Genomic DNA, 22,422 nt, shown 5'->3' with positions numbered 1-22,422 from the left:
AATTTCGATTACAGTAAATATAATCGTTATTTTGTGGCATCACTTTAGACCTAAACTATATGTTGCAAAAGACGGCCAAAATCCTAGTTATCATTTTAGCATTTGCCCTACACAGTTGTGCCAAAAGAGGCTCTATCACGGGCGGATTAAAAGACACTTTAGCGCCGGTTTTAAAGTCGAGTTATCCTAAAAATTTCAGCACGCAGTTTTCTGAAAAAAAAATCAGATTGAACTTTGATGAATATATCAAATTAAAAAACATTAACAAACAGCTTGTTATTTCGCCACCTATGAAAAACGAGCCCATCATCAGTCCGTCGTTTGCTAGTAAATTTATCGATATTAAAATTTTAGATACTTTACAACCCAACACGACTTATAGTCTTAATTTTGGGCAAAGTGTAGCCGATAACAACGAAGGAAATGCTCTGAACCAATTTAAATATGTTTTTTCGACGGGTGATTATATTGATTCGTTAAAACTTGCTGGTCGTATTAAAGATTCTTATAGCAAAGAAGTCGATCATTTTGTTTCGGTGATGTTGTACGAAATCAACGAAAATTATACCGATTCGATTATTTACAAAGAAAATCCGCGTTACATTACCAATACTTTAGATAGTTTGGAAACCTTTCAATTGGAAAATTTAAAAGCGGGAAAATACCTTTTGATTGCTTTGAAGGATGCGAATAACAATAATAAATTCAACCCCAAAGAAGATAAAATCGGGTTTATCAAACAACCCATTACCATTCCGACCGATACCCTTTACGAATTGGAATTGTTTACCGAAAAATTGCCTTTAAAAGCCTACAAACCTACTCAAGCTTCAGGCAATCGGCTTTTGATGGGCTACGATGGAAAACAAAATTTTAAAGACGATTTACCTAAAATTGTATTAAAAAAGAACGATAGTATTGTACAAACCATTATCACTCAATACCCCAACAAAGATTCGTTGCAAATTTGGTATCCTTCGATCAAAGCCGATTCGTTGCAAATGGAAGTAAACCACCACCAATACCAAAAGCAATTTTCGTTTAAAATAAAAAATCAGAAAAAAGATTCGTTGGATATTCGAGCGGTACAAAACGGTTCCATCCATTTTAGAGAACGATTTACACTTGAAAGCGCTACGCCTTTAACCACTTTTGATGCCAATTTAATTCACCTTATTAATAAAGATTCGGTAGCGGTTCCGTACACTACTGATTATGATGTTTTTCTTCAAAAAATGTATTTGGATTTTGAAAAAAAACCATCAGAGAAATACCAAATCACCTTTTTGCCCGGCGCTTTAACCGATTTTTATGAGCAAAGCAACGACACTTTAAGCTATCAACTCAGCACCAAAGAAATTGAAGAATACGGCAATTTACGACTCGATTTAAAAAATGCCAAACGTTTTCCAATTCTCATTGAGTTAACCAATAAAAAAGGAGATGTGGTGGTTGCGAGCGCCTATACAGAAGGCGAAACTAAAATTGAATTCAATCTTTTAAATCCCGAAATGCTTAGTTTGCGCGCGATTTACGACGACAATAAAAACGGCCAATACGATGCCGGTAATTTTCTTGAAAAACGCTATTCAGAAGAAGTCCTGCATTTTTCGAAAGAAATTGATGTTCGGGCCAATTGGGATGTTCAACAGGATTTTGACATGAGTATTCCGTACACGCCAGAACCGGTCATTAAGCCTAAAAAGAAAAAAGAGAACGAAAAAGAAAAGGAGAAAAAACGCAAGCGAAACAGTAGTATCTTTTAAAGTCGCAACGAAAAATCATCTTGGTCTTTCAAAAAGGCCTTATTTTTTCGGGTATCCTCCAACACTTTTTTATCCAAGTCAACTATAAAAACACCCTCTGCTTCTTGTGGAACTAAAACTGGCTCTCCGAGGCAATCGTGCACTTGTGAATGTCCTGTATGTTCGTAACCGTGACCATCCAAACCCACCCGGTTTACGCCAACGGCATAACAAACATTTTCTATGGCGCGTGCTTGCAACAAAACATCCCAAGCTTTTATTCGTACGGTAGGCCAATTGGCCACATACAGCAATACATCAAAATCTTCGTTGTTGCGAGAAAAAACTGGAAAACGTAAATCGTAACATATTAAAGGACAAATTTTAAAACCCAAGTAGGAAACCAGCAAACGTGAATTTCCCTTGGTATAATGCTCATTTTCGTGGGCTAACGTAAACAAATGTCGTTTGTCGTAATACTGCCATTCGCCATTTGGAAAAACAAACAGCAAACGATTGTAGAAGTTATCGTTTTCTTCGATAATGAGGCTTCCCGTAATGGCTATTTTTTTTTGTACTGCTATTTTTTGCATCCACAAAACCGTTTCACCATTCATTTTTTCGGCCATCTTTTTGGCATTCATTGTAAAACCTGTGGTAAACATTTCGGGCAAAACCACCAGATTCACTTCCGAGATTAACGTCTTGATTTTCTGTTCAAAGAGATTCCGATTAGCAGTTGGATTTTCCCAAATAAGTGAGGATTGCAATAAAGCGACTTTCATAACATCAATTATTTAACTTAAAGATACATTTAAAATGGTTCTGTTAAAAACATGTTATATGCAAAATTTATGCAATTTTTTGCAAAAAAAATGCAACTATTAAAAAAAACACTATATTTGAAATGTGCTAAACATCCCAACCTTACATAACCACTATAGATAAAACATGAATTTATTACTTTTAACACTTGGCATTCTTTTTTTAATTGTACAAATTTCATGGTTTAAAATCAACCCCTTTTTAGCTTTTGTTTTCACTTCGATTGTAGCAGGAATTCTTTTCGGTTTACCCCTAAATACCATAGCCCCGTTAGTAGAAAAAGGATTGGGTGAAATGTTGGGGGCGATAACCTTAATTATCGTATTTGGGAGTTGTATCGGAAAAATTACGGTGACATCGGGTGCAGCTACAAGTATTGCGCAAACCGTAATGCAATATACAGGAGAAAAATACTTGCGATTGGGGATGATGATTACGGGCTTTCTGGTCGGAATTCCACTATTTTACAGCGTAGGATTTGTCCTCTTAGTTCCATTAATTTTTTCGGTTGCCAATCAATTTCAACTTCCTAAAGTCTATGTAGGAATTCCGATGTTGGCTTCGCTTTCGGTTGCCCATGGCTTTTTGCCACCACATCCTTCTCCTATGACTTTAACCAAAATGCTACAAGCAGACTTGGGTTTGGTGCTAATTTATGGCTTTATTATTGCCATCCCGACTATTTGTATTGCCGGCTTGTATTTTTCAAATTTTTTAAAAAACATCACAAGCGTAACTACGCCATCTGAATTTGATATAGAAAGCAAAAAAAACCATGAAAATATACCTGGCTTTGCGGTGAGTCTGTTTTCCTCTTTATTTCCTGTTTTTGCCTTAACAATAATGGCTATAATTCCCTTCATCACAGAAAATAAAAATATAATCACAATTTGCCAAACGCTAGCACAACCCACTATAATCATGTTAATTTCGTTGCTACTCTGCACCTATACATTAGGAATCAGACGTAGGAAACCGCTACAAGAAATTATGGCTGAATATGCCGATGCAATAAAAGATGTAGCTTTAATTATATTTATTTTAGGAGGTGCAGGTTGTTTAAAAGAAATAATGATTGCCAGTGGTGTCGATCAAAACATTGTGGCTGCGCTACAAAAAACCAACATCCATCCTTATTTTTTAGCTTGGGCAATGGCTGCCATAATACGTATTTGTGTGGGTTCGGCCACCGCGGCTGGTTTAATGACCGCCAGTGTTTTACTTCCGTTACTACAGTTCAATAGCATAGACCCCAATTTACTTGTTTTGGCCATAGGAGCAGGTAGCTTGATGTGTTCTCATGTAAACGATCCTGGATTTTGGATGTTCAAAGAATATTTTAATATCAGTTTAAAAGATACTTTTAAATCATGGACCGTTATGGAATCTTTGGTATCGGCACTCGGTATTGTATTTCTATTTATTTTAAACGCAATTATACACTAAAAGATGAATTTTTCAGCTCAAAAAAACTTTGAAGCCTTACAGCTTTCCTTGCCTCCCGCGCCACAACCATTAGGTATTTATAAACCATTTTTAATCGATGGAAAATACTTGTACCTTTCGGGACATGGTCCTGTACAAAATGATAAATCACTCATTATTGGTCGAATTGGAGAAGAACTCGACATAGAAGCAGGTAAATTAGCGGCGCAACAAGTAGGACTCACCATGTTGTCTACGATAGTTACGCACATTGGTAGTTTAGACCAAGTTAAAAGAGTAATTAAAGTATTAGGAATGGTAAATTGCACGGCTGATTTTTTAAAACATCCGTATGTAATTAATGGTTGTAGTGAATTGTTTGCGAAAATTTGGGGAGAAGAAAACGGAATAGGCGTTCGCAGTGCAGTAGGAATGGGCTCATTGCCAGATAATATTCCGGTAGAGGTAGAAGCATTATTTGAATTACAGTAAAACATGAACAATTGGTGGCAAATAACAAATGAAAAGGAAGTAGACACGCCTTTTTTAGCCGTGTATGAAGAACGCATGGCGCAAAACATGCAATTGGCCATTGCCATGATGCAAGGCGAATTACAACGATTCCGTCCTCATATAAAAACACATAAAACAGGCGAAATACTAGCTCTATTTAAAGTAAAAGGCATTGAAAAAATAAAATGCGCAACTATAGCTGAAGCGGAATTGGCCGGAATGTACGGTGTAAAAGACATCTTGATGGCTTACCAACCTGTTGGTCAAAAACTGAATCGTTTTATTCAATTGATTTTAAAATACAGCGACCTTGCATTTTCGTGCTTTGTTGATAATCTAAAAACAGTCGATTTAATACAAGTTTCAGCAGCTGAGTTTAATATTACTATAAAAGTGTACCTCGACTTGAATACCGGAATGAATAGAACGGGTATTGCTATTGAAGATGATTATATAGCAGTAGCAAAAGAAATACTAAATAAGCCCAACTTACATTTAGAAGGATTTCATATTTACGACGGTCATTTAAAAAGCGAAATTACTACTCGCCTGAAAGAGGTTTCAGAATCGTTTTCACGTATTCAAAAAAAGATACGCAAACTGGAATCTGAAGTTGATCGCAGTTTCAAAATAGTGGCCGGCGGTTCGAATACCTTTCCGTTTTATGCCAAGCAAACCGAAGTAGAATGCAGTCCCGGTACTTTTGTGTTTTGGGATGATAATTATAGTTTGCATTTGCCGGAACAAAAATTTTCACCTGCAGCATTGGTGGTAGGCACCCTTATTTCGCAGCCAACATCCACTACATTTTGTGTTGATATTGGATATAAATCGATTGCCTCCGAAAACCCAATTGAACAACGAATCCGATTTTTGAATGCACCAGATTTGATTCCCATTGGCCATTCTGAAGAACATTTAGTAGTAGCCAACAAAGGAACAGCTACATGGGAAATTGGTGATTTGGTTTATGGTTTACCCTATCACATTTGCCCCACGGTAAATTTGTACGAAACGCTTCAAATAATTAATTCAGAAAACAAACGCTACACCCAGTGGAACGTTTTAGCAAGAAATAAAAAAATTAGTATCTAAAAAATTGGAATATGTTTATTTTTGATGCCCATCTCGATTTAAGCATGAATGCGCTAGAGTGGAATCGCGATTTGCGAAATCCTGTAAAAACACTGCGGGAACTCGAAAAAGGCTTGACTGATAAGCCAGACAGAGAACGCGCCACGGTTTCGTTTCCAGAGCTTCGAAAAGGAAATGTCGGAATTGTAGTAGCCACCCAAATTGCGCGATACGTAAAACCCAATATTAGCATTCCGGGTTGGAATTCACCAGAACAAGCTTGGGCACAAACTCAAGGTCAGTTACAATGGTACAAATGCATGGAAGAAGCGGGGGAACTTTTTCAAATCACTAACAAACACACCCTACAACAACATATCGCATTGTGGAACAATGATGACCTTAATGATCAAAAACCTATTGGTTATATTTTAAGTTTAGAAGGTGCCGATTCCTTGGTTACGATAGATTATGTTGAAAGAGCCTATCAATACGGGCTTCGCGCAATTGGACCAGCTCATTACGGCCCTGGTCGTTACGCCAACGGAACCGATTCTTCGGGCAAAATGGGGCAAGCCGGACTCGATTTGCTTTCCGAAATGGAACGTTTAAATATCATTTTAGATGCCACTCATCTCTGTGACGATGCTTTTTGGCAAGCTTTAGACCATTTTAATGGTGCCCTTTGGGCGAGCCATAACAATTGCAGAAGTTTAGTGAATCACAACCGACAGTTTAGCGACGAACAACTAAAAGCATTAATTGAACGTGGTGCTGTAATTGGTGGTGCATTAGATGCCTGGATGTTAGTTCCTAATTGGGAACGCGGCATTTCAAAACCCGAAGCAATGAATTGCAATTTACAAACCGTATTTGAACACCTAGATCATATTTGCCAGTTGGCTGGAAACGCCCGTCATATCGGAATTGGCTCTGATCTGGATGGCGCTTTTGGCACCGAACAATGCCCGCACGATTTGGATACTATTGCCGACTTACAAAAATTGGTAACTATTTTTAAAAGTAATGGCTATAGCGAAAGGGATTTACAACACATTTTCCATCAAAATTGGATTGACTTTTTAATGAAAAATTGGCATTAAAGAAAATTCGTTTCTGGAACTCGCTCTTTGTATTTTGTAATTTTAGAATTTGAAGGAGATACTTCTGTTATCACATAATCAACTTCGGACAAGTTGGCGATTTTCATTTTTAAAGTAGTGTCTAATTTTTCAGAAATGGATAAAATAGCTGTTTTATCAGACGCTTGTATCATGGCTTTTTTAAGCTGAACCGTTTCCCAATCCGAGTCCGAAAAACCGCCGTCTATATCTAAAGCGTTGGTGCCTAAAAGCAATAAATCGGCTTTGATTGTCGCCAGTTGGTGGTAGACATCGCCACTTACACACATTTGACTGTATCTGGAAACGGTGCCACCGATCATGATGACTTTTACATTTGGTTTATCTAAAAGTTCAACGGCAGATAAAGGAGTAACTGTAAAAACAGTTAATTGTAATTCGTTTGGAATTAAACGGATGAATTCGCGAATTGTCGTTCCGCCACCTAATAATAAAATCATGCCGTCGGTTACCAATTGAATGGCTTTTTGTGCAATTGTTTTTTTGGCATCATCTGCATAAGGTGCAACGGCAGAGGTGTGATGGTAGGCTTTCGTCATCGCTCCGCCTTTTACTTTGATTAAAAGTGATTCGTATTCTAGTTCGTTAATATCGCGACGAATAGTGTCTTCCGAAACCAACAATTGAGCCGCCAGCGTATCAAAACTAACACGAGTATGCAAATTTATTTCACGAAGGATGTGATTTTTGCGCGCTTCTTTTGAAAAATTGACCGTTGTATTGGAATTCATTTTTAAAATTTTCATCAAAAATAACCATAATTGCAACTTAAAAATAGATTTTGCAAAAAATTTGCAAACCTGCTTAAAAATACTTTTTTATGAAATCATTCTATTCCTTTTTCCTTTTCATTTTGTGTGTTTGTCTCCATTCTCAAAATAAAAAAATAATACCGCAACCCAATCAATATACTGAATTGGGAGATAGTCTTGCGATAAGCGGCAAAATTCAAATTAAACTCCCAAAAAAATGCAGCGAACAAGAACAAAAAAGTATTGCCTTATTTCAAAACGCCATCAATTCCAATTTTGATGATTCCAATTCAGAAGTAGAAGTCGATTTTCAAATTGAAAAATTAAAAACGATAGAATCCTATAGTATTCAAATAACAACTCATAAAATAAGTATTAAAGGGCAAGAAGTAGGTCTTTTTTATGCCGTTCAAAGTTTATTGCAATTACTTCCCAATAAACCCATAAAAAACGAAACGATTTATTTACCCACTCTCGAAATTCAGGATACGCCTCGCTATGCTTATCGCGGTTTGCATTTGGATGTGTGCCGCCATTTTTTTGCTACCGATGTTATAAAAGATTACCTCAATCAAATGGCTTTTTACAAATTGAACAACTTTCATTGGCATTTGACCGACGACCAAGGATGGCGTATTGAAATAAAAAAACACCCCAAATTAACTGCAATTGGGTCAAAACGAGCGCAAACATTAGTAGGCAATAAATTTGAACGATTTCCGCGCTTTTTTGATGGTCAGTCCTACGGTGGTTATTATTCGCAAGAAGAAATTAAAGAAATTGTTCGTTATGCTCAAGAACGATACATTACAATTATTCCTGAAATTGAAATGCCAGGTCACGCTACTGCTGCTTTAGCCGCTTATCCTCATTTAGCTTGTTTCCCCTCAAACGAATTAAAAGTGATTGAATCCTGGGGTGTTTTTGAAGATGTTTTTTGTGTCGGAAATGAGGAAACATTTTCTTTTTTAGAAGATGTTTTAACAGAGGTTACCGAATTATTCCCAAGCAAATACATTCATATTGGAGGAGACGAATGCCCTAAATCAAGATGGGAAAAATGTCCTAAATGCCAAAATCGAATGGCAAATTTGGGATTAAAAAACGAACATGAATTGCAAAGTTATTTCATCAAACGAATAGAACTTTTTTTAAACCAAAAAGGACGAAACATTATAGGTTGGGATGAAATTTTAGAAGGAGGTTTAGCGCCTAATGCCGTGGTAATGTCTTGGCGAGGCGAAGAGGGAGGAATTACTGCAGCCAAACAAAAACACGAAGTTATCATGACACCGGAAGATGTCCTATATTTAGATCACAATCAGGGTTTTTCGCCCCAAGAACCTTTAACTGTAGGGCGTTTAACTACTTTAGATGAAATTTACAATTATAATCCAACTCCAACACCCTCATTGACACCTAAACAATTGCAGTATATTAAAGGCGTACAAGGGAACTTATGGTCTGAATATGTTACAAATCCATCGAAATTAAACTATATGTTATACCCTCGGTTATTGGCATTAAGCGAAATTGCATGGACTAATATAGAAAATAAAAACAGCACCAATTTTAAGCAATATCGAGTTGCGCATCATTTAGAAAAAGCAGAACAACAACATCGCAATTACAAAGTCCCATCGCCACTTGGAGCTGAAAACTATGCTCTTATTGCTTCTCAATATACCTTAAATTTGAAACCCACCATTAACGATGGCCAAATTTATTATACCTTTGACGGTTATATTCCTGATGAAACCGCCGTTTTATATAAAAAACCGATACGCATTACAATACCCAAAAAAGAATACCGTTCTATCAAAATTATTCAAATAAGCAGCAGCGGAAAAAAAAGTGAAGTAACATCCATAACAGTGCGTAATCCAGAAAAAAAACCGGCCTTACCTATAAAGGCTACTCAAAACGGACTTTCATTTGCTTATTACAAAGTAAAAACCATTGCACAAACTTTGGATTTAGAGCTGGAAAAACCCGCAACAAATGGTGTTCATAAAGGGCCGATTAATGCTGAAAAATGGAAAACGAAATTAGAGCGTTATATTGGTTTGCAATTTACTGGTTATATCTATATACCCGAAACAGTAAATTACACCTTTTCAACCCTGTCGGATGATGGTTCCACTATGTTTATAGATGACGAATTAATTGTCGATAATGACGGTATACATTGGATGCATGAAGCTTTTGGAGCCGTTCGCCTAGCCAAAGGATTTCATAAAATCAAGGTTAACTATTTTGATTTAAGTGGAGGAACCACCTTAAAATGTTTTATACAAGCAGAAGGAAAAGAAAAAAAAGAAATTGAAGAAAATCAATTGTTTTATGAATAAAAAAAGCGCATCCAACTAAATGAATGCGCTTCGGTATAATATTGAAAAACTACTATCCTTTTAAACTTGCCGAAAGATATTCCCGGTTCATACGTGCAATATTTTCAAGCGAAATTCCTTTTGGACATTCGATTTCGCAAGCTCCTGTATTAGTACAGTTACCAAAACCTTCTAAATCCATTTGGTGTACCATGTTCATCACACGGTCAGCCGCTTCAACTTGTCCTTGTGGCAATAACGCATATTGCGAAACTTTTGCCGAAACAAACAACATGGCCGAAGAGTTTTTACAAGTAGCCACACAAGCTCCGCAACCAATACAAGTAGCGGCATCAAATGATTTATCAGCATCTGCTTTGTTTACCGGAATGGTATTCGCATCAATTGTATTTCCAGAAGTGTTTACCGAAATAAATCCTCCTGCATGTTGAATACGATCGAAAGAGCTTCTGTCTACCACTAAATCTTTAATTACTGGGAATGCTTTTGCTCTAAACGGCTCGATAAAAATCGTATCCCCATCTTTAAACATACGCATGTGCAACTGGCAAGTAGTCACCCCTCTGTCTGGTCCGTGCGCTTCACCATTAATGTATAAAGAACACATTCCGCAAATACCTTCACGACAGTCGTGGTCAAAAGCTACTGGCTCCTCTCCTTTATTGATTAATTGCTCATTAAGCACATCAAGCATTTCAAGAAAAGACATGTCTGGTTCAATTCCGTCGATTGGGTAATCAACGATTGCTCCTTTATCTTGGGCGTTTTTTTGACGCCATATTTTTAATGTAAGTTTCATCTTTTATAAGTTTAAAAGTCTTAAAGCCCAAAGTCATAAAGTCAAATTCTTAAACTTTTAAGACTTTTAACTTTCGACTTTCGACTAAGTCTTATTTATAGCTTCTTTGAACTAATTTAATGTTTTCGTAATTAAGAGGCTCTTTGTGTAAAACAGCATCGCTCGGTTTTCCTTTATACTCCCAAGCAGCTACGTAGGCAAAGTTTTCGTCATCACGCAGTGCTTCTCCCTCTTCTGTTTGGTATTCTTCGCGGAAGTGTCCTCCACATGATTCGTTACGGTGTAACGCATCTTTAGCGAACAACTCACCCAATTCTAAGAAATCGGCAACACGAATTGCTTTTTCTAATTCTTGGTTGAAGCCTTTATCAGTTCCAGGTACTTTTACATCTCTATAAAACTCTTCACGTAAAGCAGCAATTTCTTCCATTGCTTCGGTTAATCCTTTTTCATTACGAGCCATCCCTACTTTATTCCACATAATTTTACCTAATTTTTTGTGGAAGTGGTCAACAGAATGATTTCCGTTGTTGTTCATGAATTTATCAATAAGCGAGCGAACATTGTTTTCGGCCTCATCAAATTCAGGTGTATTTGTAGGTATTGGTCCCATTTTAATATCTGGAGCTAAGTAATCTCCGATAGTATATGGTAATACAAAATATCCGTCAGCCAAACCTTGCATCAAAGCAGAAGCTCCTAAACGGTTGGCTCCGTGATCTGAGAAGTTTGATTCTCCGATAGAAAAACATCCTGGAATAGTTGTCATCAAATTATAATCAACCCAAGTACCACCCATTGTATAATGCACTGCAGGATAAATCATCATAGGTGTAGTATACGGATCCTCATCAACGATTTTGTAGTACATTTGGAATAAGTTTCCGTATTTACTTCTCACTACATCGGTACCTAATTTGGTTACCAAAGCACTATCGTTTTCATCTAATCCTTTAATGTGCGCTTGTTCTTTTCCGTAACGTTGAATAGCTGCAGCAAAATCCAAATAAACCGCTTCACCTGTTTTGTTTACGCCAAAACCAGCATCACATCTTTCTTTAGCTGCTCGCGAAGCAACGTCACGAGGCACTAAGTTTCCAAAAGCAGGATATCTTCTTTCTAAGAAATAATCTCTATCCGCTTCGGCTAAGTCAATAGCTTTTTTCTTTCCTTCACGAATAGCTTGCGCATCTTCCAATTTAGCGGGTACCCAAATACGTCCGTCATTACGTAACGATTCCGACATCAACGTCAATTTCGACTGATGATCTCCAGAAACTGGGATACAGGTTGGGTGAATTTGTGTGTAACAAGGATTGGCAAAAAACGCTCCTTTTTTGTGGATTTTCCAAGCTGCAGTAGCATTAGAACCCATCGCATTGGTAGACAAGAAAAACACGTTTCCGTAACCTCCTGAACCAATTACCACTGCGTGAGCAGAATGTCTTTCGATTTCACCTGTAATCAAATTACGAGCGATAATACCTCTTGCTTTACCATTCACAATTACTAAATCTAGCATTTCGTGACGGTTGTACATTTTTATTTTTCCACGTCCAATCTGACGGTTCATTGCCGAATAAGCTCCTAACAACAATTGTTGTCCGGTTTGTCCTTGTGCATAAAAAGTACGAGAAACCAAAGTTCCTCCAAAAGAACGGTTATCTAATAATCCGCCGTATTCACGAGCCAATGGTACTCCTTGCGCCACACATTGGTCAATAATATTAGCCGAAACTTCAGCCAAACGGTACACGTTAGCTTCACGAGCACGGTAATCTCCTCCTTTTACAGTATCATAAAACAAACGGTAAACAGAGTCACCATCTCCTTTGTAGTTTTTTGCCGCATTAATTCCCCCTTGTGCTGCAATAGAGTGTGCACGACGTGGAGAATCTTGAAAACAAAAAGCTTTTACATTATAACCTAGTTCAGCCAATGTTGCTGCAGCAGAACCACCTGCTAATCCGGTACCAACTACGATAATATCTAAATTACGTTTGTTAGCAGGATTTACTAAGTTGATATGGTCTTTATAATCGGTCCACTTGTCAGCTATTGGGCCTTGTGGAATTTTAGAATCTAAACTCATAATTTATGCTTTTAAAAAGAAATGAATATAAATAGGAATTATTGCGAAAAGTAATGGAACAATTATCGCAAATCCTTTACCAAATCCTTTAATAATTGGAGAATATGTAGGGTTGTTTACTCCCATTGTTTGAAATGCACTTGCAAATCCGTGTAATAAGTGAAATGACAAAACAGCCATTGCCAACACGTATAATATAGTAGCGATTAATCCCGTTTGCGGATCTTGAAAAAAGGCAACCGTAATTTTGTGTAAATCTTTGTATCCTTCTTTTACTTTGATATTAGCCATACCATCAAAAAACTCGGTTCTGTTTTTGATTACCAAACCATTATCGTTTACTTGACCTACTGGAATATAACCTCCATCAGTAGTCAAATAAAAATCTTGTTTTTGACCTTGCATGTCAATACTTATGGTTTGCAAAGGCATTTTTTCGTCAAAATGCATTACTGCCCAAAAATTAACCATGTGTGTTACAATAAACACCAAAATTAAGGTTCCTAACACTGCCATGTTTCTAGAAGCCCAAGCACTATTTGCGGCTGCATTATTTTTTGCATAACCAATAGGGCGAGCTGCTCTGTTTTGAACTGTTAACATAATTCCATCAATCGCATGAAAAAGGATTGAAATGTACGTTAAATAAGAAAGTAATTTTACTGCCGGATTGGTAGTCATAAACAATGCATATTGGTTAAAATGTAATGCATCACTGAAAATTAATTGTAAATTTCCAGCTAAGTGACCCGCCAAAAACAAGCATAAAAATAACCCCGTTAGAGCCATCCAGTATTTTTTAGCTAATGATGACTTTAAAAGTGCCGATTTTGCCATAAGAATTAGAATAATTTGTTTTATATAATTGCACAAAAATAAGGCAATTCAGTTTCAACTACAACCATTTCGTTGTTATTTATAATGATTTTAAAAAGAACTACGTATACGTATTTTTACGTAATAAATTCAACAAAATCTAGATATAATTTTATAAAATCTAAAAATTAACGTTCCTTTTTTTTTATTTAACAATTTAACAGCTTGTTTCAATTGACGCTTTCTTTGTTAAAAAAAACATTTTTACGCTTTTTTTTTACAAACCAAACAACCCTAAAAAAAGTACTGCCGCATCAATTAAAATCCACTACATAATTTTACCTTTACCGGCTTCAAAAAAAAAGAGAATGAAAACAGGAATTGATGCTATTGCATTTGATGTTGCCAACATACATTTACCCATAAAAACGTTGGCAAATGCCCGAAATATTGAACCCGAAAAATTAGAAAAAGGTCTTGGCTTGCTTAAAATGACCTTTCCCGATGTGCACCAAGATACGGTTGTTTTTGGCGCCAATGCTTTAACCAAGCTCATCATAGCTAATAAAATTAACTTAACAGAAATCAGCCGAATTTATGTGGGTACCGAAAGCGGTGTTGACAGCTCTAAACCGATAGCTTCTTACTTAATTAGTTTGATGGAGCAGAAATTTGGTGAAGGTATTTTAGAAGAATGTGATGCAGTTGACTTCACTTTTGCTTGCATTGGTGGTGTTGATGCGATGCAAAATTGCCTCGATTATATCAAATTAAATCCAACTAAAAAAGCAATCGTCGTAACTACGGATTTTGCCAAATATGATTTGAATTCAGGCGGAGAATATACGCAGGGCGCAGGAGCAGTTGCCATGCTAATTACCGCAAATCCCAAAATCATTGCTTTTGATGACCATTGGGCAACCAGCACGAAAGGTGTTTTCGATTTTTTTAAACCCTACCGAGCAGTTTCTAAAGAAGAAATCACAGGAAACTCAAATAATGATGCTTGGTTTGATAATTTAGAAGCCGAAATCGAAATCCATAAAGACCAACCCGTGTTTGACGGCCAATATTCCAATCAATGTTATATGGATCGCACGCTCCATGCTTACTTTTCATTCAAAAAACTAAAAAATACTACCGAAACTCTGTACAACTCTTGGCATAGTATCGTGATGCATTTGCCTTATTCTTTCCAAGGGCGACGCATGTTATCCGAAATTTACGCTTTAGACAGTGCCGAAAAAATCATTGGCGATGATATTGCTCCAGCCGATTATCAAGTAAAAATCAAAGAAGTGGCAAAATCGGATAATTACAGAAGTTTTGTTGCCGAGAAATTACAACCAGCTGAATTGGCTTCTTCTCTAATTGGAAATTTATATACGGGTTCCATTTTCATGGGATTGCTATCGACTTTGGCTCATTTTTATGATACGAACAAAGAAGTTGCAGGAACAAAATTTGGATTCCTTGCTTACGGAAGCGGATCAAAATCAAAAGTTTTTGAAGGCACGGTTCAACCGGAATGGAAATCAGCTTTTGAAAATATTAACCTTTTTGAAAATTTAGCCGAAAGCGTAACCATAGATTTTGAGACCTATAAAAGTCTGCACAAAAAAGAACAAAAACAAAGTGTTCGAACTCCAAAAAACGAATGGGTTTTAGACCGAATTGAGAAAGAAATCCCTGTTTTGATTGGGGCGCGTTATTATAAATGGATTGATTAATTACATTTTTAAAACCAAGAAAAGGCCATTTCTAAACTCGAAATGGCTTTTTTATTAGAAAACTTTAAGAATTGTCAAACCTACACAATGGCATATTTTATTAATTTTGAACTTTACTTTAAAAACTCAATCCTAATTAAATATGAAATACCACCAAATAAATAGTTCGTTATTTATAAAAAACAGACAAAAATTTACTGCCAAAATGAAACCCAATGCCATTGCGGTTTTTAATTCGAATGACATTTACCCCATTAGTGCCGACAGTACGTTGCCTTTTTCCCAGCATAGAGATATTTTTTATCTGAGTGGTGTCGATCAGGAAGAGAGTATCTTGTTATTATTTCCAGACGCTCCCTACGAAAACCAAAAGGAGATCTTGTTTTTAAAAGAAACTAGCGAACATATTGCTATTTGGGAAGGCGAAAAGCTAACGAAAGAACGTGCATTTCAGGTTTCGGGAGTTAGAACCGTTTATTGGCTACAAGATTTTCATAAAGTTTTAAAAGAATTGATGAGTTATGCCGAGACCATTTACATCAATACGAATGAACATTACCGCGCTTCGGTAGAAACGGAAACACGCGAAGACCGTTTCATCAAATGGTGGAAAGCGACTTACCCGGCACATCAAGTAGCTAAAAGTAATCCTATTTTACAACAATTACGCTCGATAAAAGAAAGCGAAGAAATCGATTTGATTCAGCAAGCTTGCGATATTACCGAAAAAGGTTTCCGCCGATTGCTATCATTCGTAAAACCCAATGTAACCGAATACGAAATTGAGGCCGAATTAGCTCACGAATTCATCCGCAACCGCTCTAAAGGTTTTGCTTACACGCCCATTATTGCTTCTGGAAATAATGCGAATGTTTTGCATTATATCGAAAACAACCAACAATGTAAAACTGGCGATTTGATATTATTGGATGTAGCAGCCGAATACGCCAATTATTCCAGCGATATGACTCGAACGATTCCAGTTTCTGGAAAATTTTCCGAGAGACAAAAAGCCGTTTACAATGCAGTTTTGCGAGTTAAAAATGAGGCAACCAAAATGCTTACTCCAGGAACACTTTGGAAACAATACCACATTGAAGTCGGCAAAATTATGACTTCGGAATTACTTGGTTTAGGTTTATTGGACAAAGCCGACGTGCAAAACGAAAACCCAGAATGGCCCGCTTATAAAAAATATTTCATGCACGGCACTTCACACCACATGGGATTAGACACACACGATTATGGTTTGCTTCATGAACCTATGAAACCCAATATGGTTTTTACAGTTGAACCTGGAATTTATATTCCCGCAGAGAAATTTGGTATTCGTTTAGAGGATAATGTAGTGGTTCAAGAAAAGGGAGCTCCTTTTAATTTAATGCGAAACATTCCGGTTGAAGTAGACGAAATCGAAACTTTGATGAATTCCTAAAACACAAAAAGTCCCTTATTAATTGACAATAAGGGACTTTTTCTCATTTAAAACTAAAGCGATACTACTAGCTTATTTTTGAAATTTGAACATCTAATTCAAATTTACCTGTTGCTTCATTTTCGTTAATTAAGTCGAATAATTCTAATGCTCTGCGTGCATTTTTCTCTTCTTCTCTTTGCTCTACAACATACCACATCATGAATTCTTCTGTAGCATAATCGTTTTCTGCTCTACATTTTGCAATTACTTTATTTACAGCCTCTGTAACAGCAATTTCATTTTCTAAAGCAATCTCAAAAATTTCTTTAAAAGAAGCAAATTCTTGTTGTACTTCTGGAATTGATGGGGTAATCGCAATACCACCCATATCCGTAATATATTTAAATACTTTTAAGAAATGCTCTCTTTCTTCTTCGGCTTGCTTGTACATGTAATCCGCAGTATTTTCAAATCCATTGCGATCTAACCAAGCTGCCATCGCTAAATATTTATTGGAAGCATCACTTTCAATTTTAGCTTGCAGGTTTAATATTTTTTCAATTCCTTCTTTTAAAGAAGAATTAACTCTTAATAAATCTTTCATAACCATCCTGTTTTGTAATGTAAAATTACAAAAAACAAACCAAAGTGGTCAAAATAGGAGAAAATTTGTATTTAATCTAAGTAAAGGGCTTTTTTAAACTAAATCTGGTTTTAAAACCGAACAGAGTAAAGAGTGTAGTTGTAAGGTAAATTTAGTTCCGTTTAATAATTCGCGAAGTTGCACAATTTCACAAATAGTTAAGTTTCTGGAAAAATTACGTTGTGTAGTTTCGATTAATTGTAAATCGGATTTATCAGAAAGGTCATATAACATGTTAAGAACGTCAACACTGTTTACTTTTCGCTGAAATAATAAAAAATCCTGAACCTTGTATTGTGATTGTGTTCCAAAAATATGAAGTACTATTCTGTGGGTTACATCGCATTGATAGCTGTATCCTTTATCGGTTTCAAACAAAACGTTACTTTTCAAAGTACTAATTGAGCTCATTCTACTTACATTAATCGGTAGCAAATTTAAATAATAAATTATAAAATACAATATAATTAAGACTAATTTAAAATAACAAAATTATTCTAATTCGTAAAATAATCCCAATAACATGTTGCTGATAATATAATGCTCCTATTTAACCTGTGAATTTTATCAAAATCCGTAACTTTAATCCATCTTTAAAGACCAATGGAATAAAGTATCTAAAAATGAAAGCACACGAAATAGATTATCAGATTTTTGGTGAAGAAATGCAATACGTGGAGATTGAATTGGATCCACAGGAAATTGTTATTGCCGAAGCGGGCAGTTTCATGATGATGGAAAACAATATCCAAATGCAAACTATTTTTGGTGATGGCTCAGAGCAACACGGAAGCGGTTTGTTTAGTAAAATCTTAAATGCCGGGAAAAGAGTTCTTACTGGCGAAAGCTTATTTATGACGGCATTTTTAAATCAAGGCTATACTAAAAGCAAAGTTTCTTTTGCATCTCCTTATCCTGGAAAAATTCTACCTATTGATTTAACCGAATTTCAGGGTAAATTTATCTGTCAAAAAAGTGCTTTTTTATGCGCTGCCAAAGGGGTTTCTGTTGGGATAGAATTCTCGAGAAAATTAGGTCGCGGTTTATTTGGCGGTGAAGGTTTTATCATGCAAAAAATTGAAGGCGACGGCATGGCATTTGTACATTCGGGAGGAACAATGGCTAAAAAAGTATTAGGCCACGGAGAAATCTTAAAAGTAGATACTGGCTGCATTATTGGTTTTACCCAAGATGTAGATTATGATATAGAATTTATTGGTGGCATTAAGAATTCTGTTTTTGGTGGCGAAGGCTTATTTTACGCTACCTTAAAAGGTCCAGGGACGGTTTACGTACAATCTTTACCCTTTAGCCGTTTAGCCGACAGAATTATTGCTTCTGCCCCTCAAACAGGAGGAAACAGTAGAGGTGAAGGAAGTCTACTTGGTGGTTTAGGGGACTTGTTAGATGGCGATAATCGGTTTTAATTTATGAAAAGCTTCTACTAAAAGGAGCTTTATTTTTTAAGCACAATTAAAAACGATAATTTTGTAAATTGCTAAATTCATTCCCATTGAAAACTACTTCCTTTAAAAAAGCACAGATTTGTTATTCCGATACTGGAAAAGGAACTGCAATAGTTTTACTTCACGGCTTTCTGGAAAACAAAAAAATGTGGAACCATTACACTTCTTTTTTATCCGAAGAATACCGAGTAATCACAATAGATTTATTGGGTCACGGTGAGTCGGATTGTTTGGGTTATGTACACGAAATGGAAGACAATGCTAGAGCAGTCAATCAAGTTTTAAAAGATTTAAAAATTGAAAAAGCGGCACTTCTTGGTCATTCGATGGGCGGTTATGTTGTGTTGGCTTTTGCGGAATTATTTCCAGAAAAAACAAAAGGTATTATTTTACTGAATTCAACCGCAAAAGAAGATAGTGCGGAAAGAAAAACAAATCGTTTAAGAGCCATCAAAGCGGTACAACAAAATCTTTCGGCTTTTGTAAGCATGGCGGTTTCCAATTTATTCAGCGAAGACAATCGAAATCGTTTGATCGCCGAAATTGAAAAGGTAAAAAAAGAAGCCTTACAAACACCTCTTCAAGGTGTAATTGCTTCGCTAGAAGGAATGCGAATTCGTAAAAACAGGGAATTTATTTTACAAGAATCAACTTTCCCAATGTTATTGATTTTAGGCAAAAAAGACCCCGTTTTGAATTATGACGAGACCGTTCAACAAATTAAAGACACCTCCGTACAATTGGTTTCTTTTCCCGATGGACACATGAGCAGCATTGAAAATCAAGAAGAATTGATTACTATTTTACAGGGATTTCTATCCGAAATTTAAATTTATATTTTTTCTTCAAAAGGTGTTTTTTCATCTAAAATTTCTTTTAACAAAATCGCGATCTGTTGGGTATATTCCTCAATTATAAAAGATGTAATAATTGACTCGCTAGCTTTATCAGGTTTAAATTCAAAAGGCAAAAAGCCTGCTTTTAAATTTTTAAACGATATAATTCCGGCCTCAATAGGCATTCCATTCGCCAATTCTTGATACATAAAAGCATACGCTAAAACCTGAATTATTTTTTCGTTTTTAATATCCTCTGTCAAACCTTCCCATGACTTTAAAACCATGTTGCGTTTTTCTACTTTCCCCGTTTTATAATCCACAATTCGCAACTTCCCATTGCGTTCTTCAATGCGGTCGACATTTCCTTTTATAATAACCGGAAATGGCAAATCGGGGTGCAATAATTCTCTTTCGTATGTTTGCTCAAGCGCTATAATTTTAATCATCTCTCCATCGCGAATACTCTTTAATTCCAGATTTAAAAAATTGGTGATATTTCGTTTTGCAACTTCAAAAGCCAATAAATTTTTGCCTTTATTAATTTCACCTTCTTTGTAAACCAATTTAAACTGCTCTAGAACCTCTTTTTCTAATAAAGAAAAACACTGTTGAATCGCTTTTTCGGTTAATATTTGACCGATAAATGGTTCGAATAAAACCTTTAAAGATTCGTGAATGATGGTTCCTAACGTATTTAATGCGATATTTTCTTCCACTTCATCCACTTCTTTAATTTGCAAAATTCGTTGCAAATAAAACTGAATTGGATTTCGGATATAAGTGGTTAAAGAAGAAGGCGAAAAACCTTTTTTAGCAATTTCAAACAAACGTTCCATCACTTTTGATGTTTTAGAAATTACCATGGGAGAACTAGCTTCCTCGGGCAAATTGGGATATAAAAAAGTAGTTTTCAACGCATGATTTGGCTGTTTTTCGACTTCTAATTGGGTGATAAATCGGCTTTTTTCACCAGCATCAATACCGTCGCTTTCGGTGTTATACAAAAGATAAACATTAGAAGCGCGTTGTAACAAATGATAAAAATGATACGTATAAATGGCGTCTTTTTCCTTAAAAGTAGGCAAATCATATTCACGTTTAACATCATAAGGAATAAAGGAATTTTGCGATTTACCAGCAGGAAATTTCCCTTCGTTCATTGAAGTTATAATCACCGTATCAAAATCCAAAACACGGCTTTCCAGAACCCCCATTATTTGCAAACCATCCAGAGGTTCCCCTTCAAACGAAACTTCAGCTAACTCAATAACCTGTTTGTAAATAGTATAAAGTGTATCTATTTTATTAATGACTTGGTACTTGGAAAAATAAGTAGTTAGTTTATTAATCACTTTAAAAACAGAATAAACAAACGTTTTAAGTATAACATCATCTTTAGAATCGTTACTTAATTTTTCTTTAATCTGTAAGAGCAAATCCGAAATAGATTGTAATACCGCAACACAATCGGCATCCCATTTTTTAAAAAGGAGGATAAACATTTCTGAAGACCCCGTATATAATTCGGTAATTTTACGCTGTGTAATAAAGGTATAATTGTTTTTATTAATGAAATCTACAAGTGTTTGTGCTTGCGCGTAAGGTGCAACTAACGGATGATTCAAAACATCCAAAACATCTTTATAATAAAACAAATACGATGCATTATCTCTCGCCATAGCATTGGTATGCATCTTAAAAAACTTATTAACCAAAATCTGAACGGGATTATTCTTACTCGAATACCCCATCGTTATATTGAGTTTTTCGACACTATTAGGTAGCGAATGCAAAACAGGAAGTAGTAAATGCTCATCGCCTAATACTATGGCTGTTTTTTTTAAGGTCGCTACTCCAAATTCAGCAATCCGTTCCTTTACAATTGACCCCACAATTTTAGCTTGTCCAATCGTTTTAGGAGTTCCAATAACCTGAATGTTTTTAGGTTGAGCAAAATCATTCATAATCCATTCAAAAGGATGTGTTTTATACTGTTTCCACTTCGATTTGAATCGATTTATAAACAAACTCGCATCGTGTTGCGGATCATTTAAAAAAACCTGATCTATATCCCAATAAATGCTCGCTTTTTGAAGACCAATTAAATGCTGGATAATTTTTTCTTCTGCTGCATTTAAAGCATTAAAACCAGCAAAAAGAAAATATTTTTGTCCCAATTTTTCTGTAAATTGCTTAAGATTGCCAACTGCCTCCCTATAAATCAAACCTTGATAGCCTACATTATTACTCTTAAGATGTTCATACAATTGGTCATAATACAGTGGTAATAATTTCCAAAAATCAATATAATTCTCCAGTAATTGGGTTTTGTTTTCCACCGTAACTCCCCATCTTTTGATATCTTCAATATCTTTTAAATACGAAAGTATGTGCTGTGGATTTAGCAAATAGCGATCAATTTCATTAAAGTCTTGCAACAACATTTTTCCCCAATTCGCAAAAGACTCAAAAGTTTCTTGCCTTTCGATTGGAGTTATCTGAAGGTAAACCTGAAAAAACTCAAACAACAATTCGATAGAATCAATTGCCCGAATAGTTGCGACCTCTTGAACAAAGTCTTCTACACTGATTATTTTAGGAGCCAAAATATTAGACTGTATCTGCAAGGAAAGTGCTTCCATTAAAAAAACCTTTGCCCTTTTATTTGGCAAAACCACTACTAAATCAGCTAATTTATCGGCATGAAGTTCTAAAATTGTTTTTGCAATTTTATCTAAGAATCTATTATTTGACATAAGTATAAAAATAAAAAAAGCCATTCAATTAAGAATG

General features: G+C 35.8%; 18 protein-coding genes. 10 read left to right on the top strand and 8 right to left on the bottom strand.

Annotated features, from left to right (window positions below; translation table 11 throughout):
* Window positions 1–59 precede the first annotated feature (59 nt).
* Window positions 60–1,766 (top strand): Ig-like domain-containing protein, encoded by a 1,707-nt coding sequence (locus I5M07_RS08080; protein ID WP_200105709.1) that lies wholly within the window; start codon window positions 60–62, stop codon window positions 1,764–1,766.
* Here I5M07_RS08080 and I5M07_RS08075 read toward each other — a convergent pair.
* On the bottom strand, window positions 1,763–2,530 hold the full coding sequence (locus I5M07_RS08075) for an amidohydrolase (protein ID WP_200105708.1): 768 nt from the start codon (window positions 2,528–2,530) through the stop codon (window positions 1,763–1,765). The two genes, I5M07_RS08080 and I5M07_RS08075, sit on opposite strands and share 4 nt — an antisense overlap.
* A 166-nt stretch (window positions 2,531–2,696) precedes the next feature.
* On the opposite strand from I5M07_RS08075, the gene I5M07_RS08070 reads away from it, so the two are divergent.
* Genes I5M07_RS08070 through I5M07_RS08055 form a run of 4 tightly spaced genes read left to right on the top strand, consistent with a single transcriptional unit; the run spans window position 2,697 to window position 6,685 of the window.
* A complete protein-coding gene (locus tag I5M07_RS08070) occupies window positions 2,697–4,016 on the top strand; it encodes a GntP family permease (RefSeq protein ID WP_200105707.1) in 1,320 nt (439 codons plus the stop codon).
* A gap of 3 nt (window positions 4,017–4,019) precedes the next feature.
* On the top strand, window positions 4,020–4,487 hold the full coding sequence (locus I5M07_RS08065; protein ID WP_200105706.1) for a RidA family protein: 468 nt from the start codon (window positions 4,020–4,022) through the stop codon (window positions 4,485–4,487).
* Between the two features lie 3 nt (window positions 4,488–4,490).
* Entirely contained in the window at window positions 4,491–5,603 is a 1,113-nt protein-coding gene (locus tag I5M07_RS08060; protein ID WP_200105705.1) for a D-TA family PLP-dependent enzyme, read from the top strand.
* An 11-nt stretch (window positions 5,604–5,614) separates the two neighbouring features.
* Window positions 5,615–6,685 carry a dipeptidase gene (locus I5M07_RS08055; RefSeq protein WP_200105704.1) on the top strand — a complete coding sequence of 357 codons (1,071 nt, stop codon included), beginning with the start codon at window positions 5,615–5,617 and terminating at the stop codon, window positions 6,683–6,685.
* Here the strand turns inward: I5M07_RS08055 and I5M07_RS08050 are convergent.
* Window positions 6,682–7,455 (bottom strand): DeoR/GlpR family DNA-binding transcription regulator, encoded by a 774-nt coding sequence (locus I5M07_RS08050; protein WP_200105703.1) that lies wholly within the window; start codon window positions 7,453–7,455, stop codon window positions 6,682–6,684. The genes I5M07_RS08055 and I5M07_RS08050 overlap by 4 nt on opposite strands.
* A gap of 89 nt (window positions 7,456–7,544) precedes the next feature.
* Here I5M07_RS08050 and I5M07_RS08045 point away from each other — a divergent pair, with 89 nt between their 5' ends.
* Window positions 7,545–9,827, top strand: coding sequence for a family 20 glycosylhydrolase (locus tag I5M07_RS08045; RefSeq protein ID WP_200105702.1), 2,283 nt, complete (start codon window positions 7,545–7,547; stop codon window positions 9,825–9,827).
* A 52-nt stretch (window positions 9,828–9,879) separates the two neighbouring features.
* Here the strand turns inward: I5M07_RS08045 and I5M07_RS08040 are convergent, their stop codons facing one another.
* The 3 genes from I5M07_RS08040 to I5M07_RS08030 all read right to left on the bottom strand — a co-directional run bounded on the left by I5M07_RS08040 (window position 9,880) and on the right by I5M07_RS08030 (window position 13,555).
* Entirely contained in the window at window positions 9,880–10,626 is a 747-nt protein-coding gene (locus I5M07_RS08040; protein WP_200105701.1) for a succinate dehydrogenase/fumarate reductase iron-sulfur subunit, read from the bottom strand.
* Window positions 10,627–10,717: 91 nt separating this feature from the next.
* Window positions 10,718–12,718, bottom strand: coding sequence for a fumarate reductase/succinate dehydrogenase flavoprotein subunit (locus tag I5M07_RS08035; RefSeq protein ID WP_200105700.1), 2,001 nt, complete (start codon window positions 12,716–12,718; stop codon window positions 10,718–10,720).
* A 3-nt stretch (window positions 12,719–12,721) separates the two neighbouring features.
* On the bottom strand, window positions 12,722–13,555 hold the full coding sequence (locus tag I5M07_RS08030) for a succinate dehydrogenase cytochrome b subunit (protein WP_200105699.1): 834 nt from the start codon (window positions 13,553–13,555) through the stop codon (window positions 12,722–12,724).
* Between the two features lie 347 nt (window positions 13,556–13,902).
* Between I5M07_RS08030 and I5M07_RS08025 the strand changes: the two genes are divergently transcribed.
* On the top strand, window positions 13,903–15,264 hold the full coding sequence (locus I5M07_RS08025; protein WP_200105698.1) for a hydroxymethylglutaryl-CoA synthase family protein: 1,362 nt from the start codon (window positions 13,903–13,905) through the stop codon (window positions 15,262–15,264).
* Window positions 15,265–15,406: 142 nt separating this feature from the next.
* The gene (locus I5M07_RS08020; RefSeq protein WP_200105697.1) at window positions 15,407–16,699 is read left to right on the top strand and encodes an aminopeptidase P family protein; all 1,293 of its coding nucleotides are present in this window, start codon (window positions 15,407–15,409) and stop codon (window positions 16,697–16,699) included.
* Window positions 16,700–16,766: 67 nt separating this feature from the next.
* Here the strand turns inward: I5M07_RS08020 and I5M07_RS08015 are convergent, their stop codons facing one another.
* Window positions 16,767–17,285 (bottom strand): ferritin, encoded by a 519-nt coding sequence (locus I5M07_RS08015; RefSeq protein WP_200105696.1) that lies wholly within the window; start codon window positions 17,283–17,285, stop codon window positions 16,767–16,769.
* Between the two features lie 93 nt (window positions 17,286–17,378).
* Entirely contained in the window at window positions 17,379–17,735 is a 357-nt protein-coding gene (locus I5M07_RS08010) for a hypothetical protein (RefSeq protein ID WP_200105695.1), read from the bottom strand.
* A gap of 212 nt (window positions 17,736–17,947) precedes the next feature.
* On the opposite strand from I5M07_RS08010, the gene I5M07_RS08005 reads away from it, so the two are divergent.
* Window positions 17,948–18,751, top strand: a complete 804-nt coding sequence (locus I5M07_RS08005) for a TIGR00266 family protein (RefSeq protein WP_200105694.1) — start codon at window positions 17,948–17,950, stop codon at window positions 18,749–18,751.
* An 86-nt stretch (window positions 18,752–18,837) separates the two neighbouring features.
* Window positions 18,838–19,620: an alpha/beta fold hydrolase gene (locus I5M07_RS08000; RefSeq protein WP_200105693.1), complete on the top strand. Its 783-nt coding sequence runs from the start codon at window positions 18,838–18,840 to the stop codon at window positions 19,618–19,620.
* Between the two features lie 2 nt (window positions 19,621–19,622).
* Here the strand turns inward: I5M07_RS08000 and I5M07_RS07995 are convergent, their stop codons facing one another.
* On the bottom strand, window positions 19,623–22,385 hold the full coding sequence (locus I5M07_RS07995) for a PD-(D/E)XK nuclease family protein (protein WP_200105692.1): 2,763 nt from the start codon (window positions 22,383–22,385) through the stop codon (window positions 19,623–19,625).
* Between the last annotated feature and the right edge of the window lie 37 nt (window positions 22,386–22,422).

Source organism: Flavobacterium agrisoli (assembly GCF_016522065.1).
GTDB lineage: Bacteria > Bacteroidota > Bacteroidia > Flavobacteriales > Flavobacteriaceae > Flavobacterium > Flavobacterium agrisoli.
Note: the sequence above shows the minus strand (reverse complement) of the source record. Positions and strands in the feature narration are given on the sequence as shown.

Bases quoted from the DNA above. Each gene is read 5' to 3' on its own strand.
- I5M07_RS08070 (WP_200105707.1), top strand. From the start codon at position 2,697: ATGAATTTATTACTTTTAACACTTGGCATTCTTTTTTTAATTGTACAA.
- I5M07_RS08025 (WP_200105698.1), top strand. From the start codon at position 13,903: ATGAAAACAGGAATTGATGCTATTGCATTTGATGTTGCCAACATACAT.
- I5M07_RS08035 (WP_200105700.1), bottom strand. From the start codon at position 12,718: ATGAGTTTAGATTCTAAAATTCCACAAGGCCCAATAGCTGACAAGTGG.
- I5M07_RS08020 (WP_200105697.1), top strand. From the start codon at position 15,407: ATGAAATACCACCAAATAAATAGTTCGTTATTTATAAAAAACAGACAA.
- I5M07_RS08080 (WP_200105709.1), top strand. From the start codon at position 60: ATGTTGCAAAAGACGGCCAAAATCCTAGTTATCATTTTAGCATTTGCC.
- I5M07_RS08065 (WP_200105706.1), top strand. From the start codon at position 4,020: ATGAATTTTTCAGCTCAAAAAAACTTTGAAGCCTTACAGCTTTCCTTG.
- I5M07_RS08050 (WP_200105703.1), bottom strand. From the start codon at position 7,455: ATGAATTCCAATACAACGGTCAATTTTTCAAAAGAAGCGCGCAAAAAT.
- I5M07_RS08060 (WP_200105705.1), top strand. From the start codon at position 4,491: ATGAACAATTGGTGGCAAATAACAAATGAAAAGGAAGTAGACACGCCT.
- I5M07_RS08030 (WP_200105699.1), bottom strand. From the start codon at position 13,555: ATGGCAAAATCGGCACTTTTAAAGTCATCATTAGCTAAAAAATACTGG.
- I5M07_RS08015 (WP_200105696.1), bottom strand. From the start codon at position 17,285: ATGAAAGATTTATTAAGAGTTAATTCTTCTTTAAAAGAAGGAATTGAA.
- I5M07_RS08055 (WP_200105704.1), top strand. From the start codon at position 5,615: ATGTTTATTTTTGATGCCCATCTCGATTTAAGCATGAATGCGCTAGAG.
- I5M07_RS08045 (WP_200105702.1), top strand. From the start codon at position 7,545: ATGAAATCATTCTATTCCTTTTTCCTTTTCATTTTGTGTGTTTGTCTC.
- I5M07_RS08010 (WP_200105695.1), bottom strand. From the start codon at position 17,735: ATGAGCTCAATTAGTACTTTGAAAAGTAACGTTTTGTTTGAAACCGAT.
- I5M07_RS08075 (WP_200105708.1), bottom strand. From the start codon at position 2,530: ATGAAAGTCGCTTTATTGCAATCCTCACTTATTTGGGAAAATCCAACT.
- I5M07_RS07995 (WP_200105692.1), bottom strand. From the start codon at position 22,385: ATGTCAAATAATAGATTCTTAGATAAAATTGCAAAAACAATTTTAGAA.
- I5M07_RS08040 (WP_200105701.1), bottom strand. From the start codon at position 10,626: ATGAAACTTACATTAAAAATATGGCGTCAAAAAAACGCCCAAGATAAA.
- I5M07_RS08005 (WP_200105694.1), top strand. From the start codon at position 17,948: ATGAAAGCACACGAAATAGATTATCAGATTTTTGGTGAAGAAATGCAA.